The organism is Comamonas sp. FG99 (assembly GCF_057808605.1).
In genome coordinates this window covers 1-16,622 of the sequence record NZ_JBMDII010000065.1, presented here as the reverse complement: position 1 = coordinate 16,622, position 16,622 = coordinate 1, and the positions used below count along the sequence as shown (strand labels likewise).

At 66.6% G+C, this 16,622-nt stretch carries 19 protein-coding genes and 1 tRNA gene; 10 read left to right on the top strand and 10 right to left on the bottom strand.

Annotated elements, in window-relative coordinates:
• Nucleotides 1-116 precede the first annotated feature (116 nt).
• Both vapB and vapC read left to right on the top strand, forming a co-directional pair.
• Nucleotides 117-350 (top strand): type II toxin-antitoxin system VapB family antitoxin, encoded by a 234-nt coding sequence (gene vapB / locus ACODRX_RS25140; RefSeq protein WP_488874284.1) that lies wholly within the window; start codon nt 117-119, stop codon nt 348-350.
• A complete protein-coding gene (vapC, locus tag ACODRX_RS25135) occupies nt 350-757 on the top strand; it encodes a type II toxin-antitoxin system tRNA(fMet)-specific endonuclease VapC (RefSeq protein ID WP_488874283.1) in 408 nt (135 codons plus the stop codon). Before vapB ends, vapC begins: the two co-directional genes overlap by 1 nt.
• 49 nt (nt 758-806) lie before the next feature.
• On the opposite strand, the gene aroC is transcribed toward vapC, so the two are convergent.
• Both aroC and ACODRX_RS25125 read right to left on the bottom strand, forming a co-directional pair.
• Nucleotides 807-1,910, bottom strand: coding sequence for a chorismate synthase (aroC, locus tag ACODRX_RS25130; protein ID WP_488874282.1), 1,104 nt, complete (start codon nt 1,908-1,910; stop codon nt 807-809).
• Nucleotides 1,907-3,376: a CoA transferase gene (locus tag ACODRX_RS25125; protein ID WP_488874281.1), complete on the bottom strand. Its 1,470-nt coding sequence runs from the start codon at nt 3,374-3,376 to the stop codon at nt 1,907-1,909. The genes aroC and ACODRX_RS25125 overlap by 4 nt, the downstream gene beginning before the upstream one ends.
• 117 nt (nt 3,377-3,493) lie before the next feature.
• On the opposite strand from ACODRX_RS25125, the gene ACODRX_RS25120 reads away from it, so the two are divergent.
• Nucleotides 3,494-4,732: a citrate synthase gene (locus ACODRX_RS25120; RefSeq protein WP_488874280.1), complete on the top strand. Its 1,239-nt coding sequence runs from the start codon at nt 3,494-3,496 to the stop codon at nt 4,730-4,732.
• 38 nt (nt 4,733-4,770) lie between these two features.
• Here the strand turns inward: ACODRX_RS25120 and ACODRX_RS25115 are convergent, their stop codons facing one another.
• From ACODRX_RS25115 to ACODRX_RS25105, 3 genes are all read right to left on the bottom strand, one after another.
• Nucleotides 4,771-5,223 carry a helix-turn-helix domain-containing protein gene (locus ACODRX_RS25115; protein WP_488874279.1) on the bottom strand — a complete coding sequence of 151 codons (453 nt, stop codon included), beginning with the start codon at nt 5,221-5,223 and terminating at the stop codon, nt 4,771-4,773.
• An 87-nt stretch (nt 5,224-5,310) separates the two neighbouring features.
• Nucleotides 5,311-5,769, bottom strand: coding sequence for a phasin family protein (locus tag ACODRX_RS25110; protein ID WP_488874278.1), 459 nt, complete (start codon nt 5,767-5,769; stop codon nt 5,311-5,313).
• Nucleotides 5,770-5,950: 181 nt separating this feature from the next.
• Nucleotides 5,951-7,336 (bottom strand): hypothetical protein, encoded by a 1,386-nt coding sequence (locus ACODRX_RS25105; RefSeq protein ID WP_488874277.1) that lies wholly within the window; start codon nt 7,334-7,336, stop codon nt 5,951-5,953.
• Between ACODRX_RS25105 and ACODRX_RS25100 the strand changes: the two genes are divergently transcribed.
• The 3 genes from ACODRX_RS25100 (at nt 7,329) to ACODRX_RS25090 (ending at nt 8,523) form a co-directional block, all read left to right on the top strand.
• The gene (locus ACODRX_RS25100) at nt 7,329-7,553 is read left to right on the top strand and encodes a hypothetical protein (RefSeq protein ID WP_488874276.1); all 225 of its coding nucleotides are present in this window, start codon (nt 7,329-7,331) and stop codon (nt 7,551-7,553) included. The two genes, ACODRX_RS25105 and ACODRX_RS25100, sit on opposite strands and share 8 nt — an antisense overlap.
• 170 nt (nt 7,554-7,723) lie before the next feature.
• Nucleotides 7,724-8,251 (top strand): hypothetical protein, encoded by a 528-nt coding sequence (locus tag ACODRX_RS25095; protein WP_488874275.1) that lies wholly within the window; start codon nt 7,724-7,726, stop codon nt 8,249-8,251.
• A gap of 5 nt (nt 8,252-8,256) precedes the next feature.
• On the top strand, nt 8,257-8,523 hold the full coding sequence (locus ACODRX_RS25090; RefSeq protein ID WP_488874274.1) for a c-type cytochrome: 267 nt from the start codon (nt 8,257-8,259) through the stop codon (nt 8,521-8,523).
• Between the two features lie 75 nt (nt 8,524-8,598).
• On the opposite strand, the gene ACODRX_RS25085 is transcribed toward ACODRX_RS25090, so the two are convergent.
• The 5 genes from ACODRX_RS25085 to cysS form a co-directional block, all read right to left on the bottom strand.
• Nucleotides 8,599-8,691, bottom strand: a tRNA-Ser gene (locus ACODRX_RS25085).
• Between the two features lie 24 nt (nt 8,692-8,715).
• A complete protein-coding gene (locus tag ACODRX_RS25080) occupies nt 8,716-9,996 on the bottom strand; it encodes an aspartate kinase (RefSeq protein WP_488874273.1) in 1,281 nt (426 codons plus the stop codon).
• Nucleotides 9,997-10,087: 91 nt separating this feature from the next.
• Nucleotides 10,088-11,038, bottom strand: coding sequence for a tRNA lysidine(34) synthetase TilS (gene tilS, locus ACODRX_RS25075; RefSeq protein ID WP_488874272.1), 951 nt, complete (start codon nt 11,036-11,038; stop codon nt 10,088-10,090).
• 165 nt (nt 11,039-11,203) lie between these two features.
• On the bottom strand, nt 11,204-12,178 hold the full coding sequence (locus ACODRX_RS25070) for an acetyl-CoA carboxylase carboxyltransferase subunit alpha (protein ID WP_488874271.1): 975 nt from the start codon (nt 12,176-12,178) through the stop codon (nt 11,204-11,206).
• Nucleotides 12,179-12,321: 143 nt separating this feature from the next.
• A complete protein-coding gene (gene cysS / locus ACODRX_RS25065; protein ID WP_488874270.1) occupies nt 12,322-13,713 on the bottom strand; it encodes a cysteine--tRNA ligase in 1,392 nt (463 codons plus the stop codon).
• Between the two features lie 151 nt (nt 13,714-13,864).
• Between cysS and ACODRX_RS25060 the strand changes: the two genes are divergently transcribed.
• The 4 genes from ACODRX_RS25060 (at nt 13,865) to ACODRX_RS25045 (ending at nt 16,491) form a co-directional block, all read left to right on the top strand.
• Complete coding sequence (locus tag ACODRX_RS25060; RefSeq protein ID WP_488874269.1) at nt 13,865-14,458, top strand: tetratricopeptide repeat protein; 594 nt, start codon at nt 13,865-13,867, stop codon at nt 14,456-14,458.
• An 86-nt stretch (nt 14,459-14,544) separates the two neighbouring features.
• A complete protein-coding gene (locus ACODRX_RS25055; RefSeq protein WP_488874268.1) occupies nt 14,545-15,126 on the top strand; it encodes a peptidylprolyl isomerase in 582 nt (193 codons plus the stop codon).
• Nucleotides 15,127-15,163: 37 nt separating this feature from the next.
• Nucleotides 15,164-15,670, top strand: coding sequence for a peptidylprolyl isomerase (locus tag ACODRX_RS25050; RefSeq protein ID WP_488874267.1), 507 nt, complete (start codon nt 15,164-15,166; stop codon nt 15,668-15,670).
• 8 nt (nt 15,671-15,678) lie between these two features.
• Nucleotides 15,679-16,491, top strand: a complete 813-nt coding sequence (locus tag ACODRX_RS25045) for a UDP-2,3-diacylglucosamine diphosphatase (protein WP_488874266.1) — start codon at nt 15,679-15,681, stop codon at nt 16,489-16,491.
• The last annotated feature ends 131 nt before the right edge of the window (nt 16,492-16,622 follow it).

The window sequence follows — 16,622 nt, the reverse complement described above, 5'->3', positions numbered from 1 at the left end:
TCAGGTCCTTTCTTCAAGTTTAGGACCTGTGCAGGTTTTTAGTGGGTCAATACATGAATGTGCAGCTTTCACACCGCAATATACAATCGCACTATACATATAGCGGAGGATTGTTCATGGCTCTCAGCACCGTCTTCACCAACAACCGGACCCAGGCCGTGCGCCTGCCGCTGGAACTGCGCCTGCCCGAAGGCATACGCCAGGTGCAAGTGCGCGCCAATGGCAGCGAACGCATCATCTCTCCCGTGGATCAGAGTTGGGACAGTTTCTTTCTGAACGGTCCCGCCGTCAGCGACGACTTTCTGCCCGAGCGCGCCGAGCAGTCCGCGGCGGAGCGGGAATCTTTGTGATGCTGCGCTACCTGCTTGATACGAACATCGTCATCTATGTGCTCAAGCGGCGGCCCATCGAGGTGCTGGCGCATTTCAATGCTCATGCCAGCCGCATGGCCATCTCGGCAATCACCCTGGCGGAACTGATGCACGGCGCAGAAAAAAGCAGCCAGATCAGCGTCAATCTGGCTGCCATCGAAGACTTCTGCAGCCGCCTGGAGGTCTTGCCTTACGGTCCAAAGGCCGCGCAGCACTACGGTGCGATCCGTGCAACGCTGGAAAAGCAGGGCCAACCCATCGGCGTCAATGATCTGCACATCGCCGCCCATGCCCGCAGCGAAGGGCTGGTGGTGGTAACCAACAACATGGCCGAATTCACTCGTGTGCCCGCGCTGCAAGTGGAGAACTGGATCCAGCCAGCCTGACACCCGCCCCGCACTGCGCGCGGCGTCTCGGTAGCCACGGCTGCGGCTTCTAGCCGCGCGGCGCCGCGGCCGCGATCGGCCCCACGTCCAGCTTCACATCGGCGTTCTGCGCGCGGTGGCGCAGCGCATGGTCCATCAGCACCATGGCCAGCAGCGCCTCGGCAATCGGCGCGGCGCGGATGCCCACGCAGGGGTCGTGGCGGCCGCGGGTAGATACCTCGGTGCTGTTGCCATGAACGTCGATGGACTCGCGCGGGCTGATGATGGAGCTGGTGGGCTTGATCGCGATGCGCACCTCGATGTCCTGGCCGGTGCTGATGCCGCCCAGGATGCCGCCGGCATTGTTGCTGCGAAAGCCCTGCGGGCTGAGCGAGTCGCCGTGCATGGTGCCGCGCTGCGTCACCGCGTCGAAACCGGCGCCGATCTCCACCGCCTTGACCGCGTTCAGCCCCATCATCGCGTAGGCGATGTCGGCATCGAGCTTGTCGTACAGCGGCTCGCCCAGGCCCACGGGCACCTTGCTGGCCTGCACGCGGATCAGCGCGCCGCAGGAATCGCCCGACTTGCGCAGCGCATCCATGTAGTCCTCGTACTGCTGCACATCGGCCACCGGCGCATAGAAGGGATTGTTCGGCACATGCTCCCAGCTCTCGAAGGGGATCGGCAGCTCGCCCAGCTGCAGCATGCAGGCGCGCAACTCGGTGCCGAACCGCTCCTTGAGCCATTTGCGCGCTACGGCGCCGGCGGCCACGGTGGGCGCGGTCAGCCGCGCCGACGAGCGCCCGCCGCCACGCGGATCGCGGATGCCGTACTTGTGCCAGTAGGCATAGTCCGCATGGCCGGGGCGAAAGCTCTGGGCGATGTTGGAATAATCCTTGCTGCGCTGGTCGGTGTTGCGGATCAAGAGACCGATCGGCGTGCCGGTGGTCTTGCCCTCGTACACGCCCGACAGGATCTCGACCTGGTCGGCCTCGTTGCGCTGCGTCACGTGCCGGCTGGTGCCGGGGCGGCGGCGATCGAGCTCGTGCTGGATGTCGGCCTCGCACAGCTGCATGCCAGGCGGGCAGCCGTCGATCACGCAACCGACGGCCGGGCCGTGCGATTCGCCAAAATTGGTGACAGTAAACAGGGTGCCAAAGGTGTTTCCGCTCATAGCCCGCCATTATCGTACGGATGCTCCAACCAGAGCGGCTGGTCGGTTCCTGGCGGGACAGATGGGCGGCGCAGGCTCGCCGGCGTGCGCGACAGCTGCGCGCTGGGCCGCACCGCGCACAGCCGGCCAAAGCCGCTCTCGGTGGTCTCCAGGTAGGGCTGCAGCCAGTCTCCGCCGGCATCCGCCACCTGCGCCACCGGCAGGCGCCCCAGCTCCACCAGCCACTGCGCCACCCGCGCCAGCGACACTTCGACATGCCAGGTGCCGCCCTGCAGCGCCTGGCGCAGCAGCGCCGCCTGCACACCAAAGGCCAGCAGAAAGCCGGCGCCATAGTCCAGGATCTGCATGGGCAGGGCCCGGGGCGTGGCTTCGCCAAAGGCGCGGGCCTCGGCCAGGTTGATGCCGGATGCGGTCTGCACCAGCGAGTCGAAGCCGCGCTTGTCGGCCCAGGGGCCGCTGCGCCCATAGGCCGACAGGCTGGCATGGACGATGCCGGGCCCAAGCCGCGCCACCTCGTCCACGCCCAGGCCCAGCGCCTGCAGGCTGCCGGGGCGGTAGCCCTGCACAAACACATGGGCGCCCGCCAGCAGCTGCCGCAGCTGCGCCAGGCCGGCGGGCGTCTTCAAATCCAGCAGCGCCGAGCGCTTGCCGCGGCTCATGTCGGCGATGGATTCGATGTTCGGCAGCTGCGGCCCATTGATCATCAGCACCTCGGCGCCATGGGCGGCCAGCGTGCGCGCCGCCACCGGCCCGGCCAGGATGCGCGTGAGATCGAGCATGCGCAGGCCCGAAAGCGGCAGGGCATCTGGCGCGAGAGCCGGCCAGGCACGTGGAGCTGCGGGGCTGTCGGCATCGACTTGCGTGATGCGCACCAGCGGCTGCGCCCGCAGGGCAGCGCCGTGCGGGTGCTGCGCCCACTCCTGCGCGCTGCGCGCCGCGGCCACCACCAGGCCGGCGGCGGTGGCCTGCGCTTCAAAATCGAAAGCATTCCACGACTGCAAAGCCTGCGCCACCTGCTGCCGTGGCGTCTGCTCACCGGGCGGCAGGCCCAGCAGGCGCAGCGCGCCGTCGCGGTGGTGCTCGAAATTGGCATGGATGCGCACCCAGCCCGGCTGCCCTATGGCCGAGCCGCAGGCATACAGGCCCGATACGGGCGCCCAGATCGACGGCCGCGCGCCATCCAGCGTGAAGAAGGCGGTGGTCTCTGCCAGCGCGTGCTCCATGGCCACGCCAACCTCCTGCGCCGGCAGGCCAGGCTGGCGCAGCGCGCCTATTTCGGTGGCAGCGAGCGCCGCCGCGGCCACGCTCGCCTGCGCGGCCGCACCCACCGCAAAGCTGCTGGGCAGGCGCCGGTTGGAGCCGCTGAGATGCGCGCGGCCCAGGGCCTGGGCATCGAGGGCAAGGCCAAGCCACAGGGTCTGGAGCACGGTAGCCGGCGATGGCGGGGCGATAGCAGCGGTGTTCATGGCGGCATTCCTTGCGGTAGATGGCTGCATTGGAGCCGGCCGGCGCCGCCGCCGTCAATCTTGATCGGGCCAATCCACATCGCCACCACAATTCAGAATCGGCGCAGAATGCGCAGCGTGAAGCCACCATCCCCCAAAGCGGATTCGCCCTGGCTGTCGGCCGAGGCCGCCGCCGCCCTGCTGGCCGTGCGCCGCAACAGCCTGTACAGCTATGTCAGCCGCGGCCTGCTGCGGGCGCAGAAGATGCCCGGCGAACGCGGCAGCCGCTACCTGCAAAGCGACGTGCTGCGGCTGGCCCGCCAGCGCCAGGCCGTGCGCAGCCCGGCAAGGCTGGCCCAATCCACGCTCGACTGGGGCCAGCCCGTGCTGCCCTCGGCGATCACCCTGGTGCGCGCTGGCCGCCTGTACTACCGAGGCAGCGATGCGGTGCCATGGGCCGAGCACGCCACGCTGGAGCAGACCGCGCAATGGCTGTGGAACGGTGCCGATGCCGCGGTGCACGCAGAGTCCGCCCCCCAGGCCACCCCCAAAGCCACCATCCGGGCCACGGCCCAGGCTGCCGCCGGCGCACTGCCATCGCCGGCGGCGGCGCTGGCCGCATGGCATGCTGCCGCGCCGGCCGACCAGCCCCTGGCCTTGCTGCAGGCCATGTGCGGCGCGCTGCTCGGCGCCCCGCCGCCCTCTTCGCTGCCCGCGCACCAGCGCCTGCAGCAACACTGGCGGCTGGACGATGCCGCGGCCGGCATCCTGCGCCAGGCGCTGGTGCTGTGCGCCGACCACGAACTGAACGCATCGAGCTTTGCCGCGCGGGTGGTCGCGTCCACCGGCGCCAGCCTGCATGCCAGCGTGGGCGCGGGCCTGGCCGCGCTGTCGGGCCCGCTGCATGGCGGCATGACGCAGCTGATCGAGCGGCAATGGGACGAATGGCATGCGCATGATTCCATCGCCCCGGCGCTCACAGCGCTGCTGCAGCAAACCCTGCTGGGCGGCAAGCCCCACTACTGCGCCGGCTTCGGCCACCCGCTGTATCCGCAGGGCGACCCGCGCAGCCAGGCACTGCTGCGGCTGTTGCCGCCAGAGGGCAGCCGCCAGCGCCTGGTCGACCAGGTCCATGCCCACACCGGCCTGCATCCCAGCCTCGACTATGCGCTGGTGGCCGTGCAGCGCGCCTTGCGCCTGCCCGCCGGCGCGGCCTTCACGCTGTTTGCGCTGGGCCGCACCGTTGGCTGGATCGCCCACGCGCTGGAGCAGCGCGCGTCAGGCCAGCTGATTCGCCCCAGGGCGATCTATACCGGGGCCGAGCCATTGGCGCCCGAGCGCGGGCGCAGCGCGGGCCGGGTGGTGCGGTTTCGGTAGCGGGCGATGAAGCAGTGCAGGATGCCCCCCGGCAGGAGCTACCCCTGCAGCTTGGCCTTGGCTTCCCGCTTGCCCATTTTGAGCACCATCTGGATACGCTCCAGCTGCGCGGCGCGCGGCGCCACCTTGCCCGCCTCCCACCGGCCGACCGAAAGCGCAGATGCTTCGAGCAGGGCTGCCATGGCCTGTTGCGTGATCCCCAGCTGCTCGCGCTTGGCCACCAGCGCCTCTGCACTGAACCGATAGCTGCGCTTGCGCCGCTGCGCCGCCGCGCCTGGCTGAGCGGCATCGCTGCCGGGCCGGATCTCGCGCGCGGCCGGCTTTTGCAGGCCTTTCACCTGGGCCTGCAGCGCCTTCACCTCTTTTTTCAGCACCGCGATCTCGGAGCGCTGCGCGGCAGCGCTCTTGCGCAGGGTTTGGAGTTCGGCCTTGATTTCCTTGCGCGCCATGCGCAGAACCTCGGCCCGGAATGCGTCGGTGAAAGCAGTCATGGTTTCCAACTGAGCTGGGGATGGCCTACAGCGTAGCAGGCTTCGCCAAAGGCCGCCCTTGCCACGCTGGCGGCCCCCCTCGGGCCATCACTTGCGCTGGCCGAACTTTTTCATTTCCTCGACGCTTTGCTGGGCCCGCTGGGTGATGGCCGCCATGGCCTCGGATTGCGCCTTGCGCGCCATCGCGGCCAACTCGTTCATGTCGGCCACGGCCTTTTCGTACGCCTTGCGGGCGAACTCCGACTGCGCGGAAAGGTCCGGCAGCTTGCCGCCCTTGGCAAGCGACTGGACATGCTCCTGCGCGCTGTGCATCGCCTGGGCAAAGACATCCGCCTGCTTCTTGGCCAGCTCCTGCAGCGAATCCAGCATGGCCTTGTTGGTCGCCATCAGCGCTTGCACATCCTTGCGCCGGGATTCGACGATGGCATTCATGTCCACACCGGGAAGCTTGAACTGCTCCACCAGCTTGCCCAGATCGCCGAACGGATTGGTGGCGGGATCGGCCGCCTTGGTATTGGTCTCGTCTGCCGGATTGGTCTTGGTCATGGCTATCCTCGTATGTGGTTGGACGGTTGAAATTCTAAGGCCCTGCAGCAGTGTAGCGGAGCGATCTCCGTCCACGGCTTGGCAAAACCACCAACCGCCCCCATGCTCGGTACTCCCTGCATGACGCCCAGGAATCGAAGCCTTGAGCAATGGGCCGCGCGCGCCTCGCAAGACCTTGCCTCTAGCTCCTGCGCCGGCGCATGAACAGAGCCGCCAGGCCGCCCAGGCCCAATGCAGTGAGCAGCAGGCCCTTGCCATCCAGCGCGGGCACCGGAGTGGCCGTGGCGGGGCCTGGCGGGTTGGTTGCCGGCCTGACGACCACGGTGGCCGTGGTGTCCACACAGGCCAAGGGCGACTGGCTGTCGCAAAGCCGGTAGGGCAGCGAATAGGTGCCCGCCGCAACCGATGCGGCTACGTTCACCGCCCCGCTGGCCGGGTCCAAGCTGATGCCTGCAGGCCAAGTGGGCAGCGGCGACACGATGGCGGAGCCGCCCGATCCCACCGTGGCTGGAGCGCCGTTGACTCCGTCGCTGGCGGCGATGTTGGGCATCGCCACCGCATTGCTGCCCGCCGTGGTTTGGCCGCTGCCGGGTACGGGGTCGAAACTCGACCAGGTGCCAGGAACCGTACCGATGAAGAAGGCAGTAGCCGGTAACGTGGCATTTCCGCACAGATTGCCTGCATTCGGCTGCGGACCGGAGACACAGGTCGCCTGATTTGCAATGGCCTCCGCACCGCTTCCTTGGGCGTTGGGGTCCAATGCCTGCATGTTCACCACCATCATCAAGGTATTGATTTTTTGGCCTACTGCATGCGGCGGCGCCGGAGAGTAAAGCCATATGAACGAACCATTGACATTGCCCAGGCTGTCGGTAGTCACCGTCGAGCCACTGATATTCGTCGAGGACGAGGGGTCCGACACCGACGGAACAAAAACGCTGTTGGCAGGCGTGTAGCTCAACAGGCCATCGCTGAAATTCCAGCTTTGGATCTGGTTCTCAATTTGCGTAGCCGCCATGTTGCCAGCCAAGCGCGAAGCGGTCTCGAAGCGCCCCAGGACCCGCATCGTAGCGTAGTACGGCGCAGGCGCCGGCCCCGAGATGATGGGGTTGCTGTTGGGATCGTTGGGGCCGCTGGCATCGGTGGGATAGGACACGTCCGCATAGGGCTGGCCAACATACACATAGGTGGTGGCACCGGCATGCACTGCCGCGAGGCCCACCGCGAGCGAGCAGGCCGTTTGCATTGCGTGCAACGCAAAATGCCCGTGGCGACGCCCCTTGGAGATGGAAAGTTGTCTCATGTTGTCTTCCATTGAATTCAGCCAACGATTGGCCGTATCTAAAAATACAAATTGATTAATTAATATATTTAATTGACTGTTTTTTGTAAATTGATAGCCAATATTGATTAACAATGGTTTGCGATTTGATGCACATAGGCCTTGCAGGCATCCATGGCCAAAGGGCTCGCAGCCGGAATCGAGCATGGATACGGAATAAACTGCAGGCGCCTCTTCTGGAGCTGCAAGCTGGTTGGGCAATATCCCGAGGACGGTCATGACCACCACCCTTTTCATGGGCGTGCACATCACGCTGGATTCATTCGAACGCGACGGGCTGCCCGGCGCCTGGTGGCCGCATGCCTCATTGGCGCTCGCCTCGTCTGGCGCCAAGCTGCAGGATGTGGTGCACGCCGAACACCATGCCAGCAAGGCCGAGGCCGATGCGGCAGCCCTGCGCATCGCCAAGCGCCGCATCCGCAACGAACTGCACCAGGGATAGGCCGAGCAAGCCAACAGCTTCTCGGGGAATCCCCGATGGCCCAATGAAAGCTGGGCGAAAGTCCCGGCCTCCTACCATCGGGCTCAGGCCGAGGCCAACATGAACGCGCTGGACTCGCGCCGGGCATGCTGGTCGATGCAAGGGCAATCAAGTAGTTCGGAGGTTCTTGGATGGTAGCGGCCACACCGCAGCTGAGCCGGTCGCAAAGGCGGGCCCTCGCGAAGGACAAGCAGCAGCGGCGTCCGGCACGAAAGAAAGGCTCCACGGTCATCCATGCCGTGCGGCATGCCGTCTTTCGCAGGCACTTCGAGGGCCTGCTGGGCTTGGGCGATGCGCTTTGCGCATCCAGCAATGACACCACCGACATAGCCGGAGTGCTCGGCCGGCTGTTGTTCGTGACGGCCAAGGCCGTATCCCTTGAGGAAATGGAAATCGAGGAGCCGGACGTGATCCGAGCCCTCGCGCTCATGGACAGCACCTTGAGCATGATTGCCACCACTGGCGGTATCGACGCACAGCAGCGAAAGGATCTGCTGGCCGGGCTGGATTACCTGGAGGCCTTGTCGCGGGCAGTCTCCACCGACGCGCTGGACCAGTCCTCATGCCAGCTGGACCGGCTCATCACGCAAGGGCCAGACTTCGGGGACGATGAAATTGCACGGCTGCTGGACAGGATTGCCAAGAAGCGCATGGGCTGAATGCCTTGCGTGCTGTAATCGACGAGCTGGCCTATGACGATGCCGCGGCCAAGACCATGTTCGGCGGCACGGCCAAGGATGCGGGCGCGCCGCTCTTCGTGCACAACTGCGCCGCCTGCCACCGCACCCCGGGCAAGGGCTACGACGGCGTGTTCCCCGCGCTGGCGCTGAACTCCACGGTGAACGCGCACGGCCCCAGCTCGGTGATCCATATCATCCTCAAGGGCGCCGAGATGCCCAGCACGGCCGCCGCGCCCGTACGCTCTCATTGACGGCCGGGCAGTTCGGCAAGCAGAAAACGCATACAAAAAAGCCCCAGGCAGATTCACTGCCTGGGGCTTCTTGTTTGGCGGAGACGGAGGGATTCGAACCCTCGATGAGGCTCTACACCCCATACTCCCTTAGCAGGGGAGCACCTTCGGCCACTCGGTCACGTCTCCAATCCGGCTATTCTAACCCGAAATTCAGGCCTCTTTCGGCAAATCGCTGGCATCCAGCCCAAAAGCCGTATGCAGGGCGCGCACCGCCAGCTCCAGGTACTTCTCGTCGATCACGACGGAGGTCTTGATCTCCGAGGTGGAGATCATCTGGATGTTGATGCCCTCTTCGCTCAGCGCGCGGAACATGGTGCTGGCCACGCCCACGTGGCTGCGCATGCCGATGCCCACGATGCTGACCTTGCAGATGTTCGGGTTGCCGATGACTTCCTGCGCGCCCAGCTGGGGCACGACCTTCTCGCGCAGCAGCTCGATGGTGCGGTTGTAGTCGCCCTGGCTGACGGTGAAGCTGAAATCGGTCTTGCCGTCCTTGCTGATGTTTTGCAGGATCACGTCGACATCGATGTTCGCCTCGGCCACCGGGCCCAGGATCTGGTAGGCGATGCCGGGGGTGTCGGGCACGCCCAGGACGGAGATTTTGGCTTCGCTGCGGTTGAATGCGATGCCGGACACGACGGCCTTTTCCATTTTTTCGTCTTCCTCAAAGGTGATCAAGGTACCGGACTGGGCTTCTTCATCCAGTGCGATATCCCAGGGCGTGAAGCTGGAGAGCACGCGCATGGGCACTTTGTACTTGCCGGCGAATTCCACCGAGCGGATTTGCAGCACCTTGCTGCCGAGGCTGGCCATCTCCAGCATTTCCTCGAAGCTCACCGTCTTCAGGCGGCGGGCGCTTTGCACCACGCGCGGATCGGTGGTGTAGACGCCGTCCACGTCGGTGTAGATCAGGCATTCGGCGGCCTTCAGCGCCGCGGCCACGGCCACGGCCGAGGTGTCGGAGCCGCCGCGGCCCAGCGTGGTGATGTTGCCGTCGGCATCCACGCCCTGGAAGCCGGTGACGATGACCACCTTGCCCTGGTCCAGATCGTTCTTGACGCGCTTGTCGTCGATGGAGTCGATGCGCGCCTTGGTGTAGCTGCTGTCGGTGCGGATCGGCACCTGCCAGCCGGCATAGCTCACCGATTGCATGCCTTCGGCCTGCAGCGCAATCGCCAGCAGCGCCGACGAGGCCTGCTCGCCGGTGGCGGCCAGCGTGTCCATCTCGCGGTAGTAGGACTGGTCGGCCTTGGCCGGCGCCAGCTCACTGGCCAGGCCCAGCAGCCGGTTGGTTTCGCCACTCATGGCGCTGGGCACCACCACCATCTGGTGGCCTGCGCGCGCCCATTTGGCGACGCGTTTGGCAACATTGCGGATGCGCTCGGTGGAGCCCATGGATGTGCCGCCGTATTTGTGAACGATCAATGCCATTGGATATCAGGATGACGAAACGCGGGGGTCGGCACTACTGCAAATGGTTTTGGCGTGCCGTCGGATTCGTCTTTATTCAGACCAAAACCCGCTAATTGTACCAATCGATCACTGCACCCCGGCGTTCGAGCTGTCCCCGGCCCATCTTGAGCTGGATGCGGTGCCCGCGCGTGGTGCAGTGCGCGAGCTGCCTGAGCAGCTCCTGCAGCTGCGCCGCCGAGGGCGTGGTCTGGTGGTGCAGCCTGAGCCAGTGGCGCAGCACATTGGCCTGGCGCCGCGGGTTCAGGGCCTGCAGCGCGCGGATGTTGGGCGGCACGCCGACCAGCGCCAGGTCTTGCCCGGCCAGCTCCTGCAGCAGCTGCGCGGCGTCGGCCGCATGCGCGGCGCTGCGCGCCAGCGTCGTGCGGATGGCGGGGAAAGCCCCTTGCAGCGCCGGCAGTACCTGGGCGCGGATGCGATTGCGGGTGAAGGCGGGATCGGCATTGGTGGGGTCTTCCACCCAGGGCACGCCGGCTTCGCGCAGCGCCGCGCGGATGCCGGCCGCGTGCAGCGCGAGCAGCGGGCGAAACCAGTACAACCCGTCGCGCTCCCAGTGCGCCCGCATGCCGGCCAGCCCCGCCACGCCGGCGCCGCGCGACAGCGCCAGCAGCACGGTCTCCACCTGGTCGTCGCCATGCTGGGCCAGCGCGATGGAGCGCGGCCGCAACTCGCCCACGCCCTGATGCGCAGCCTGCGCCAGCGCGCGGTAGCGGGCGATGCGCGCCGCATCCTCCGGGCTTTGGCCGGCCTGGTGCCGGGCGTCGACGCGCACCACCGCCAGCGGTACCTGCCAGCGGGCGCACAGGCTTTCGCAATGCGCCGCGAAGGCATCGGCCGCCGCCTGCAGCCCGTGGTGCACATGGATGGCCGCCACCTGGCCCGGCCAGCGGCGCAGCGCGGCCCACAGCAGCGCGCTGGAGTCGGCGCCGCCGCTCAAGGCCACCGCCAGCGGCAGCGGCGGACTCCATTCGGCCAGGGCATCGGTGAGGCGGTTCGCGGGCATGGTCGGTCGATAAGACAAAGCCTCCGCGAAGGAGGCTTGTGCAAACATGGCAATATGGTAGTCAGCTACCAAAAAATGAGCTTACAGCACTTTACCAGCAATGTTTTCAAATAGTTTTCATATTAAAACCCGCTTGCAGCAAGCGCTGGCAGCTATATTTTTATTTTAGTGTTCTGCCTTGGTGTCGTTGAAGCGGCCATAGCTTTGCAGGCGGGCATAGCGGCGGTCGAGCAGTTCCTTGGGCTTGAGATCGGCCACCTGGCGCCAGGCATCGCCCAGCGCGCGCTTGAGTAGCACGGCCATCTGTTTGTGGTCGCGGTGCGCGCCGCCCACCGGCTCGTGCACGATCTTGTCGACCAGGCCCAGCGCCTTGAGGCGGTGCGCGGTGATGCCCATGGCGTCGGCGGCCTCCTGGGCCTTGTCGCTGGTCTTCCACAAAATGGAGGCGCAGCCCTCGGGGCTGATGGTGGCGTAGACCGAGTACTGCAGCATCAGCACCTGGTCGGCCACCGAGATGCCGAGCGCGCCGCCCGAGCCGCCCTCGCCGATGATGGTCGAGATGATCGGCACTTCGAGCTGCGCCATCTCGTAGATGTTGCGGCCGATGGCCTCGGACTGGCCGCGCTCCTCGGCGTCGATGCCGGGAAAGGCGCCCGGTGTGTCGACGAAGGTGAACACCGGCAGCTTGAACTTCTCGGCGGTCTTCATCAGGCGCAGCGCCTTGCGGTAGCCCTCGGGCTTGCTCATGCCGAAGTTGCGCAGCGTGCGCTCCTTGGTGTCGCGCCCCTTCTGGTGGCCGAGCACCATGCAGGCATTGCCGTTGAAGCGCGCCAGGCCGCCGACGATGGACAGATCGTCCGCGAAGTGGCGGTCGCCGTGCAGCTCGACGAAATCGGTGAAGATCTCGCGCACATAGTCCATGGTGTACGGGCGCTCGGGGTGGCGGGCGATCTTGGTGATCTGCCAGGGCGTGAGCTCGCCGTAGATGTCCTTGGTGAGCTGCAGGCTCTTCTTGCTGAGCTGGTCGATCTCTTCCGAGATGTCGACCGCGCTTTCGTTCTGCACATAGCGCAGTTCGTCGATTTTGGCTTCGAGCTCGGCGATCGGCTGCTCGAAGTCCAAGAATGTTCTTTTGGCCAAGATATCTCTCCTCGCGGGGCCGGCATGCGGCCCCTGGAAAACGCCCGACAGTGTACCCGCAGCGCACCCCGGCGCTCAAGCGGGTGAATCACTACTTTTTCAATAGCTGCCAGCGCTCGTCCAGCGGGCGCTGCAGCGCATATTCACGAAACAGACGCCCAGCTCGTGCCCTGGGCCGAGTCTTTCAGCGCAATGCCCTGCGCCAGCAGCTCGTCGCGGATGCGGTCGGCCTCGGCGAAGTTCTTCGCCGCCTTGGCCGCGGCGCGCGCGGCGATGCGCGCCTCGATGGCGGCGGCGTCCAGCGTGGCGCCAGCCTGCAGGTATTGCTGGGGATCGGCCTGCAGCAGGCCCAAGAGCGCGCCCAGGCCCTTGAGCAGGCTGGCCGCCTGCGGCGAACGGCTGCGGTTGAGCTCGGCGGCCAGCTCGAACAGCACGGCCACCGCCTCGGGCGTGCCGAAGTCCTCGTCCATGGCGGCCTTGAAACGCGCGGCATGCGGCTCGGCCCAGTCGATGGCCGCCGGCGCCAATGGCTGCGGCTGCGCCGCCACCGATGCCAGCGCGGTGTACAGGCGGCGCAGCGCGGCGCGCGCGTCGGCCAGGTGCACATCGCTGTAGTTCAGCGGGCTGCGGTAGTGGCTGCGCACGATGAAAAAGCGCACCGTCTCCGCGTCGAACTCCTTGAGCACGTCGCGGATGGTGAAGAAGTTGCCCAGGCTCTTGGACATCTTCTCGTTGTCCACGTTGATGAAGCCGTTGTGCATCCACACCTGCGCCAGCGGCTTGCCGCTGGCGCCCTCGCTTTGCGCGATCTCGTTCTCGTGGTGGGGAAACTGCAGGTCGGCGCCGCCGCCGTGGATGTCGAAGCTCTCGCCCAGCAGCGCGCAGCTCATCGCCGAGCACTCGATGTGCCAGCCCGGGCGGCCCGCGCCCCAGCGGCTGGCCCACTTGGCCTCGGCCGGCTCGCTGTCCTTGGCCCGCTTCCAGAGCACGAAATCCAGCGGATCGCCCTTGCCCTCTTGCACCGCCACGCGCTCGCCGGCCTGCAGGTCGTCGAGCGACTTGCCCGAGAGCCTGCCGTAGCCGGCGAACTTGCGCACCGCATAGTTCACGTCGCCGCCCGGCGCCTGGTAGGCCAGGCCCTTGCCCTGCAGGGTGTCGATCAGCGACAGCATCTGCGGCACGTATTCGGTGGCGCGCGGCTCGTGCGTGGGGCGCTCGATGCCCAGCGCATCGGCGTCCTCGTGCAGCGCGGCGATCATGCGGTCGGTCAGGCCGCGGATGGTCTCGCCGTTGTCCAGCGCGCGCCGGATAATCTTGTCGTCGATGTCGGTGATGTTGCGCACATAGGTCAGCTGGTAGCCGCTGGCGCGCAGCCAGCGCTGCACCACGTCGAAGGCGACCATGGCGCGCGCATGCCCCAGGTGGCAGTAGTCGTACACCGTCATGCCGCACACATACATGCGCACATGGCCCGGCGTGAGCGGGGTAAACGTCTGCACCTCACGCGACAGCGTGTTATAGATACGCAAGCTCATGGAAAATGGATGGAAAGACCGGGCCGGGACAGCGCCCGCCGCGGCGTCAGACAATGGTTTGGCGGCGCGGCCACAGCTGCAAGCCGGCCGCTACAATGCCCGCAAGTATAAGCCGCACAGCCTATGCACCGGCTGTGACACACTGCCCCTCATGCACTTCGCCCCTACCCATCGCCTCCTCGCCCATTTCCCGCGCCCGCTCGCCATCCTCGCCCTGGCGTGCTGCGCGGCCCTGGCCCATGCCGACGAATACAGCGCCGTCGAAAAGCTGCTCAAGAGCGGCCGCGCCGAGCAGGCGCTGGAGCAGATCAGCGACAAGGCCGGCAAGGCCCCGCGCGATCCGCAGTGGCGCTTTCTGCGCGGCATGGCCGAGGCCAAGCTCGGGCGCACCGACCAGGCCATCGCCACCTACACCCAGCTGACGCAGGAATACCCCGAGCTGCCCGAGCCCTACAACAACCTGGCCGTGCTCTACGCCAGCCAGAACCAGCTCGAAAAGGCCAGCGCGGCGCTGCAGGCGGCGATCCGCGCCAATCCGCAGTACGCCACCGCCCACGAGAACCTGGGCGACATCTACATCAAGCTCGCCCAGAAATCCTTCGCGCAGGCCATCCAGCTGGCCCCGGCGCAGCAGGCCCGCCTGCAGCCCAAGATCAACAGCCTGCAGCAGCTGGTGGTGTCCGCACCGCCGGCGCAGGCCGGCGGCGCCGCCCCGGCGCAAAAAAACCCTGCCCCCGCCCCTTGAATTCGCCCGGCGCCCCCAAATAACTCCGTTAGCATCGGCGCCCGCGTCTCTTTTGCCCTCCTGGCCCTCTCCATAGGAATCCCTGCATGATCAGCAAACGGCATACCCTGCTCTCCCTCTCGGCCCTGGCCTTCGCCTCGGTGCTCGCGCTGCCGGCGCAGGCGGCCGACAAGCCCGAGGTCAAGCTCAGCACCTCGCTGGGCGACATCGTGGTGGAGCTCGAGCCGCAAAAGGCTCCCAAGACGGTGGAGAACTTCCTGCAGTACGTGAACGACAAGTTCTACGACGGCACCGTGTTCCACCGCGTGATCAACGGCTTCATGATCCAGGGCGGCGGCTTCACCGCCGACATGCAGCAAAAGCCCACGCGCGCGCCGATCCCGCTCGAAGCCGCCAACGGCCTGAAGAACGACAGCTACACCATCGCCATGGCCCGCACCGGCGACCCGAACTCGGCCACCGCGCAGTTCTTCATCAACGTCAAGAACAACGACTCGCTCAACGCCCCCAGCCCCGACGGCCACGGCTACGCGGTGTTCGGCAAGGTCATCAAGGGCAGCGACGTGGTCGACAAGATCAAGGCTGTGGCCACCGGCAGCCGCGGCCCGCACCAGAACGTGCCCACGACCGCGGTGGTGATCCAGTCCGCCACGGTCGTCAAGAAGTAATCCGATCCCTACTTTTATCCATCGAGGAAACCGCACCATGAGCAACCCCCAAGTCGAACTGCACATCAAGGACTACGGCGTGATCACGCTGGAGCTGGACGCCGCCAAGGCCCCCAAGTCGACCGAGAACTTCCTGGCCTACGTCAACAGCGGCCACTACGACGGCACGATCTTCCACCGCGTGATCAACGGCTTCATGATCCAGGGCGGCGGCTTTGCCTCGGGCATGGACCAAAAGCCCACCCAGGCCCCGATCCAGAACGAGGCCGCCAACGGCCTGAAGAACGACCAGTACACCATCGCCATGGCCCGCACCAGCGATCCGCACTCGGCCACCGCGCAGTTCTTCGTCAACGTGGCCAACAACGACTTCCTGAACCACACCTCGCCCACCGGCCAGGGCTGGGGCTATGCGGTGTTCGGCAAGGTGGTCAAGGGCACCGAAGTGATCGACCAGATCAAGGGCGTGAAGACCGGCAGCCGCGGCATGCACCAGGACGTACCCAAGGAAGAAGTCGTCATCGAAAAGGCCGTGGCCCTGTAAATCACCCTATGGCCATTGCAACCGACACACCGGCTTTCGGGGCAATGGCCGAGCTCGCTGCTCCTGCCGGCTGGAGCAGCGTCGAGATCATCTCCGACCTGCACCTGCAGCCGTCGGAGCCCCGCACCTTCGAAGACTGGCAGCGCTACCTGCGCGCCAGCAGCGCCAGCGCCCTCTTCATCCTCGGCGACCTGTTCGAGGCCTGGGTGGGCGACGATGCGCTGCTGGAGAGCGGCAGTTTCGAGGCCCGCTGCGCCGCGCTGCTGCGCGCGGCCGCCCGCAAGCGCCCGCTGTTTTTCATGCACGGCAACCGCGACTTCCTGATCGGCGAAGCCTTCGCCCAGGCCGCCGCGCTGCGCCTGCTGCCCGACCCCACGCCGCTGGCCTTCCTTGGGCGGCGCTACCTGCTCAGCCACGGCGATGCGCTGTGCCTCGATGATCTGCCCTACCAGCGCTTTCGCACGCTGGCGCGCAGCAGCGCCTGGCAGGCCCAGCTGCTGGCCCAGCCGCTGGCCCAGCGCCGCCAGCTCGCCGGCCAGATGCGCAGCGCAAGCGCCGCGCGCCAGCAGCGCGAAACCATCTATGCCGACGTGGACGGCGCCGCCGCCCTGGCCTGGCTCGATGCCGCCCGCGCCGATACGCTGATCCACGGCCACACCCACCGCCCGGCCGAGCATATGCTCGATGCCGGCCATCGCCGCGTGGTGCTCAGCGACTGGGACACCGATGCCCAGCCGCCGCGCGCCGAAGTGCTGCGCATCGACCGCCAGGGCCTGCACCGCATCGCGCTGGCGCACTACCTGGAGCAGCCGCCGACATGAGCCGCCCGGCCGCTCCGAAGGCTCATAGCACCGCAGCCCGCAGGGCGGAGGTATTCCTGTGAGCTGGCTGCAACGCATGGCCAATGCGGTGCGCGCCGTGGTGGCGCCGGTGCCGGCCGTGGCCTCCGAGC

Excerpts from the sequence above, each read along its gene's own strand:
- ACODRX_RS25050 (WP_488874267.1), top strand. The coding sequence starts at position 15,164 with ATGAGCAACCCCCAAGTCGAACTGCACATCAAGGACTACGGCGTGATC.
- ACODRX_RS25080 (WP_488874273.1), bottom strand. The coding sequence starts at position 9,996 with ATGGCATTGATCGTTCACAAATACGGCGGCACATCCATGGGCTCCACC.
- ACODRX_RS25110 (WP_488874278.1), bottom strand. The coding sequence starts at position 5,769 with ATGACCAAGACCAATCCGGCAGACGAGACCAATACCAAGGCGGCCGAT.
- tilS (WP_488874272.1), bottom strand. The coding sequence starts at position 11,038 with ATGCCCGCGAACCGCCTCACCGATGCCCTGGCCGAATGGAGTCCGCCG.
- ACODRX_RS25055 (WP_488874268.1), top strand. The coding sequence starts at position 14,545 with ATGATCAGCAAACGGCATACCCTGCTCTCCCTCTCGGCCCTGGCCTTC.
- aroC (WP_488874282.1), bottom strand. The coding sequence starts at position 1,910 with ATGAGCGGAAACACCTTTGGCACCCTGTTTACTGTCACCAATTTTGGC.
- ACODRX_RS25115 (WP_488874279.1), bottom strand. The coding sequence starts at position 5,223 with ATGACTGCTTTCACCGACGCATTCCGGGCCGAGGTTCTGCGCATGGCG.
- ACODRX_RS25060 (WP_488874269.1), top strand. The coding sequence starts at position 13,865 with ATGCACTTCGCCCCTACCCATCGCCTCCTCGCCCATTTCCCGCGCCCG.
- ACODRX_RS25125 (WP_488874281.1), bottom strand. The coding sequence starts at position 3,376 with ATGAACACCGCTGCTATCGCCCCGCCATCGCCGGCTACCGTGCTCCAG.
- ACODRX_RS25100 (WP_488874276.1), top strand. The coding sequence starts at position 7,329 with ATGACCACCACCCTTTTCATGGGCGTGCACATCACGCTGGATTCATTC.
- cysS (WP_488874270.1), bottom strand. The coding sequence starts at position 13,713 with ATGAGCTTGCGTATCTATAACACGCTGTCGCGTGAGGTGCAGACGTTT.
- ACODRX_RS25095 (WP_488874275.1), top strand. The coding sequence starts at position 7,724 with ATGGTAGCGGCCACACCGCAGCTGAGCCGGTCGCAAAGGCGGGCCCTC.
- vapC (WP_488874283.1), top strand. The coding sequence starts at position 350 with ATGCTGCGCTACCTGCTTGATACGAACATCGTCATCTATGTGCTCAAG.
- ACODRX_RS25045 (WP_488874266.1), top strand. The coding sequence starts at position 15,679 with ATGGCCATTGCAACCGACACACCGGCTTTCGGGGCAATGGCCGAGCTC.
- vapB (WP_488874284.1), top strand. The coding sequence starts at position 117 with ATGGCTCTCAGCACCGTCTTCACCAACAACCGGACCCAGGCCGTGCGC.